General features: G+C 73.6%; 1 protein-coding gene. It reads left to right on the top strand.

Translation table 11 applies throughout. The annotated features are described in order from the left end of the window. On the top strand, window positions 1-1,200 hold a 1,200-nt coding region (locus VT50_RS28770), incomplete at both ends, for a beta-ketoacyl reductase (protein WP_143645288.1).

Genomic DNA, 1,200 nt, shown 5'->3' with positions numbered 1-1,200 from the left:
ATCAGGTCGCGCTGCGCGCCTCGGGTGTCTTCGGGCGCCGGTTGGTGCGGGCGGTCGGTTCCCGGACGTCGGGTGATGAGGGCTGGCGGGCCTCGGGTTCGGTGCTGGTGACGGGTGGTACGGGTGCGTTGGGTGCGCATGTGGCGCGTTGGCTGGTGGCGAACGGCGCCGAGCATGTGGTGCTCACCAGCCGTCGTGGGCTGGACGCTCCGGGTGCGGTGGAGCTGCGCGATGAGCTGGCCGCCTCGGGTGCCCGGGTGACGGTGGCCGCGTGTGATGTGGCGGACCGGGACGCGCTCGCCGAGCTGCTGGCCGGGCTCCCTGCGGAGCTGCCGCTGACCGCCGTCGTCCACGCGGCCGGTGTGCTGGACGACGGCGTACTGGACGCGCTCACGCCCGAGCGGTTCGTCTCCGTGCTCCGGGCGAAGGCCGATGCCGCGCGGCATCTGGACGAGCTGACGCGCGACCTGGACCTCTCGGCGTTCGTCCTCTTCTCCTCGCTCGCCGGGTCGGTGGGCGCTGCGGGACAGGCCAACTACGCGGCGGCCAACGCCTACGTGGACGCGCTGGCCGAGCGGCGGCGTGCCGAGGGCCTGCCCGCCACCTCGATCGCCTGGGGCCCGTGGGCGGACTCCGGGATGGCCGGTGACGACGCCATGGAGCGGCGGATGCGCCGCGAGGGCATGCCGCCGATGGCGCCCGAGTCGGCCGTCGCCGCGCTGCGGCAGGCGCTGGACCTCGATGACACCGCCGTGACGGTCGCGGACATCGACTGGGAGAACTTCACCCGCACCCTCACCGCCGTACGGCCCAGCCCGCTGATCGCCGAGCTGGCGGCGGAGGCGGGGCTGGGCGCGCCGACCGGCACCGGGACCGACACCGTCAAGGTCGTCACCGACGCCGACTCCGCCTCTCCCCTCGGCGAGCGCCTGAGCGGCCTTCCGAAGGCCGAACAGGACCGCGCGCTACTGGAGTTGGTGCGTACGCAGGTCGCGTCGGTGCTGGGGCACGGCGGGGCGGAGGCGGTGGAGGCCGGGCGCGCCTTCAAGGAGCTGGGCTTTGACTCGCTGGCCGCCGTCGAACTCCGCAACCGGCTGAACGCGGCGACGGACCTGCGCCTGGCCGCCACCCTCATCTACGACTACCCGAATGCCTCCGCGTTGGCTGACCATCTGCGTGGTGAGCTGCTGGGCTCTGACA

The sequence above is a fragment of the Streptomyces antioxidans genome (assembly GCF_000968685.2).
GTDB classification, from domain to species: domain Bacteria; phylum Actinomycetota; class Actinomycetes; order Streptomycetales; family Streptomycetaceae; genus Streptomyces; species Streptomyces antioxidans.
The sequence above is the reverse complement of the archived record's forward strand: the minus strand, read 5'-3'. Positions and strand labels throughout refer to the sequence as shown.